Source organism: Cytophaga sp. (assembly GCF_051961495.1).
In the GTDB taxonomy this organism is placed as follows: Bacteria; Bacteroidota; Bacteroidia; order Cytophagales; family Cytophagaceae; genus Cytophaga.
In genome coordinates this window covers 1-4,705 of sequence record NZ_JBQCDF010000211.1, presented here as the reverse complement: position 1 = coordinate 4,705, position 4,705 = coordinate 1, and the positions used below count along the sequence as shown (strand labels likewise).

Here is a 4,705-nt window from a genome sequence, read left to right as displayed (position 1 = left end):
ATGAATAGATAGCGCAGCAGAGTTTGCCGTAGCCTTTTTTTGATATTAATACAGGAGAATTTCCTTGAGAATATTAATCTATGTTAATAAAGTTGAAATTTTATTTCCGGATTGGGTGAGTATTTTAATTAAATAATGAATTGGTCATTGAATTCATATTGTTTTTACTACATTTAGGCAAAATTTCAAGAATCGGGAGTTATTATGAAAGTGTTGATGATTGGGCCTTTTCCTCCAATTTTAAACGGCGTCACCATTAGCAATGATTTTTTATTTCGTAGTCTGGTCAACAAAGGCTGCAAGGTAAGTAAGATAAATACAGAAACAGGTAAAATTGCTTCCAGGCAGGGAGACCGCATCAGCTTGTCAAAAATCTTAACATTTTTATCTATCTACAAAAGCATCTTTCAGATTATAGGTAAATCAGTTGTTTATATTACCGTCGGACAGACTTTTTGGGGATTGGTTAAATATGCCCCTTTTATGATCTTATGCAAGGTGTTAGGTATTCCTTATGTTTTGCATATCCATGGAGGATATATCTGTGAGGCATATAGTAAGATGTCATCGCATAAAAAACGTTTGTTCCGTTTATTAATAAATCAAAGTTCCCGGATGATTGCTCTGTCGACCAGCCTGGCAAAGCAGGTTCAGGAGACGTTTCCCAGGATACATGTTGCAGTAGTGGAAAATTTTTATGATCCGGCATTAATTAACCCTCCGTTTGAAAGAAATACCCATAAAGTGCCTCATTTTTTATTCCTAAGCAATTTAATGTTAGGAAAGGGTATTCTGGAGTTTTTGGATGCATTGATTCTTTTAAAAAATAGGGATGGATTTGAATTTAAAGTAAGTATAGCGGGAAATATTGAAAAAGGAATAGGGGATATTTTAAACCAAAAAGTGAAAGTGCTGGGAGACAGCGTCTATTTCTTCGGGATAGCCGGTTTTCAGAAAAAGAAAGAATTACTGTATTGGTCAGATATTTTTGTTCTGCCAACATGGTATATTATGGAAGGGCAACCGTTGAGTATCATTGAAGCTTATGTAACCGGGAATATTGTTGTTTCTACTCACCAGGGAGGAATTAAAGATATCAGTAGTTATCCTACATTTTTTAAAACAGAAACACAGAATGTGCAAGTACTTTCAATGTCTCTATTGGATGCTGTGCTGCAGCTCCCATCTTTAAAACAACAAATTGTTGAAACTCAAAGAGCAGCAAGGAAACGTTTTGAATCTACCTGTTTTGTAGACAATATTTACGAAATACTTAAAGGAAAATAATATTTCTTGAAAGCCTATATTTAAGCAGCGGTCTTTTGCTCAGCACTCCAAAAAAAGAAATATAGAATAATAAAGACATATACAACAAGATTGAAAATAGTATGATTCATATCTGCCACAACTTTTGAGTGTGTTGTTGAAATACATACTATAATAATTCTTAACAGATTTAATAGGTAAATACAACTAAGACCTATAAGAATGTGGGGGATTTTTTTTCTATCACCTGGATAACAAACAATGAGCGTAAAAAAAACGATCATTGTTTCGACCGCAAGACAGGAGTTGTTTATTTGAACACCACCCGGTCCGGGGATTGTAACACCAAGTTTATAGGCGTAGGCTTCATGTCCCAAAGAATTTACAATCCAATCTGTGGGATAAATATAAGCATATCTGAGAAGTTGTATTAAATCGTATTTCTCAAGCAATGGTATAGATAAAATGCCATTAGAATCTGTAGCTCCTATATACGCCAAAAACAATGTTTTGAGTATGATAAATAGAAGTACGGATTTAATTAAAAAAAACAAAAGCTTATTTCGTTGCAGAAAATAAATAAGGGTTTTAATTGACTCAATCAAGGAAGTATGTTCAAAAGACTATTTATTAAGCCAGTTTTTTCTTAATTAATCTGAATGCTCCAATTCCTAATCCTACAAGTAATAAAAGACCTGTTTCACCATCAATAGGTGTAGATGTATCATAGCAAGGAGCACAATTTGGGAATGTTCCTTCGCATCCGTCAGGGCATTGGGCCACGGCTGTCATTATTGATAAATATGTTGTGCCGGCCAATAAAAGTGCAGCATTAAAATAACGTTTCATAATTATGTTCGATAGAGGTTAAATCAAAACTTTGAATTAATATAATAAATATAAAATAAAAGAAGATCAATTAAAAGTCCTTTACTCAAGCAAAGGACTTTTAATTGATCTTCTTTTACTGAATTATAATTTTTTGAGTAGAAATTTGTCCATTTTCAATAACGCGAACAATATATGTTCCTGGTTGAATATTTTTAGTTGCTACTTCTCCAGAACCGTTGATTGTAATATTGTCCATTACGGTATTTCCTAAAACATTATATAAGGCCATGTTACCGTTTGCAGAAGCATCCTGGAAGGCTACATGGATTAGTCCATCATAGTAGTAAATTTTTGTAGATGAAGCTGAAGCTGTTGTAGTACTTCCTGAAGAAGCAAAGCGAAGCTGGAAACGGTTTGTTTGAGTTGAATCAATAGTAACCGTATGGCTTGGAGTTGATTTTAAATCAATCATATCGCCGGTAAGTTTATCTTCTAAGAATACGCTTCCCGAAATGTCTGAAAGATTTTTTGGTGTGAAAGTATAAGATCCCGTTTCAGATACTGACAAGCCCAGAGGTAATACATAACCAGTACCAATCGATGGGATTGAGTTAATACTGTAATCAACGCCCATTGATTTTGTATATAGCGAAGGGGCTGCATCCGGATTCATTAATTTTATCGCGTCTTTGTCACCTTCAAAATCGAACGAAGCATCTTCATTTAAAACAATCACAGCTTCATCTGTATAGTGCTTATAAGATACTTCCAGAGCAATTGTACTTGTATTAGCAGTTCTATATAATCCCGGGTTTGTTAGAGTGGTACGTACTGCATTTGTAGAAGTCAATGAGCCAATACCTGCACCGTTGGTTGTAATATAGAAACCCTGGAAAGAAGGGATATATTGAGAACCGCCGTTACTAGGAGTACCATTAATGTAAGTAGCAAATGTACTGGTTGCCGGGTTAAAGAAGTAAAGCGCATCATTCAGGTTTGTTTTTGTCCAGCCAGAGCTATTCCAATCCAATGTAGATGGATAAGGGTTGCCAGCCAATACAAATTTATTAGCTGCAGATGTGCAGGAAGTAATTGTATAGCCGGTGTTAGCATGATCGTAAGCGCCTGTTACATCAAGTGTGCCAGGGACCGATGCGAAAAACTGGAAACCGACACCTTGAGTGAAAGTAGTGGTTACGGCCTGGCCAGTTAAGTATTTTTGTGTTGCACAATTCCAGATTGACAAGCGTGATTTATTTGTTGATGGATTAACAAATTCAAAGTCATCTGCAAGGTCATTGCCTGTAGCACCTGAAACCGGGAAGGCAAGGAAATTAGATGCAGCGGTCACCACATCTTTGGTATAGGTTACATTACCGCTTAATGTACCAGAGCCTGCACCACTGATAGCTCCTGTGGTAAGATTTACAGATAATAGATCACCTGTATATAATGTACCTGAAGTCAGAGTAAGAATGCCGTTTACAGATACAGCTGAAATGATTGTTTTGTTGCCTGCTGAAGCAAATGTAATGTCATTGAATGTAACCCCATTGCCATCTATGGTTATTGGAGATGCTGCATTGTTGAAGATGACGGTACCACTTGTATTAACATAGGCGCCAGCTCCATAAGAAGTCCAGTTCCCAGTAGCGTTAATGGTAGCATTTGCACCATTGAGTATAGCAGATCCTGAAATTATAATATTATTAGCTGTTAAGGAGGAAGTTTCAGGTGTTTTTAGCCCGGATCCGGATAATATCAGGTTATTATATGCTAGATTGTTGATGGTCTGGACACCTCCATTAAAATTGATCGTACTATTCGCTACTGTTACACCACCACCACTAATAGACAAGATGTTGCCTATTTTAATAGTATCTGTAACAGATAATATTTTTTGTGATGAATTACTTAAGGTAAGGTTATAGTATTGAATTTTGCCAGGAATTGCTTGATTGCCGGATTGATCCTGGAAATTAACAGTACCATTATTGGCATTAAATGTTGATCCTGATATTGGTGAAAATGTATTGTTTATTAATAAACTTGCGGAAGCAGGAGCAGTTAATGTAGCACCGTTGTTGATGGTTAAATTGTAAAAATTGAATCCACCTGATTCAGGAGTTCCACTGATTGTTGTATTACCTGCGATGACGATAGTACTGATATTTGAATTGAAAATACCATTATTAACAAAATTGTCTGAAAGGGTTATTGTTTTCCCGCCCGGATTGAATACCGAACCTGGATTGATTGTTAGTACACCTGTAATAGATAAGTTACTAAAAAGACCTAATACAGAGCTTCCTGACATAGATAAGGTTAGATTTTTGATGGATCCGCCTGTACCCTGCAATTCAGCTCCGCCTGTAATATTAGCAGCTGTTGAATAAATGATATTGGTTGCTCCTGAAAATACCGGCGCAGACACCAACGAACCCAGATTTCTATTGATGGTTGAATTGGCTGCCATTACGATGTTACCAGTAGATTTTTTAATGCTGCCAGATTGTAAATTTAATAAAGTTGCAACAATTACATCTTCAAATAAGATCACATTGCTTACATTCAATAAATTGAAAATAAATGTGCCAACTTTTACAGA

General features: G+C 35.9%; 4 protein-coding genes. 1 reads left to right on the top strand and 3 read right to left on the bottom strand.

What is annotated here, in order from left to right; translation table 11 throughout:
• Positions 1 to 684 precede the first annotated feature (684 nt).
• Entirely contained in the window at positions 685 to 1,287 is a 603-nt protein-coding gene (locus tag ACTHJT_RS11730; protein WP_440238363.1) for a glycosyltransferase, read from the top strand.
• Positions 1,288 to 1,307: 20 nt separating this feature from the next.
• Here ACTHJT_RS11730 and ACTHJT_RS11725 read toward each other — a convergent pair whose 3' ends face one another.
• The 3 genes from ACTHJT_RS11725 to ACTHJT_RS11715 form a co-directional block, all read right to left on the bottom strand.
• Positions 1,308 to 1,766, bottom strand: coding sequence for a hypothetical protein (locus tag ACTHJT_RS11725; protein ID WP_440238361.1), 459 nt, complete (start codon positions 1,764 to 1,766; stop codon positions 1,308 to 1,310).
• Between the two features lie 130 nt (positions 1,767 to 1,896).
• A complete protein-coding gene (locus tag ACTHJT_RS11720) occupies positions 1,897 to 2,115 on the bottom strand; it encodes a hypothetical protein (protein WP_440238359.1) in 219 nt (72 codons plus the stop codon).
• Between the two features lie 115 nt (positions 2,116 to 2,230).
• On the bottom strand, positions 2,231 to 4,705 hold a 2,475-nt coding region (locus ACTHJT_RS11715; RefSeq protein ID WP_440238357.1), incomplete at its 5' end, for a T9SS type A sorting domain-containing protein.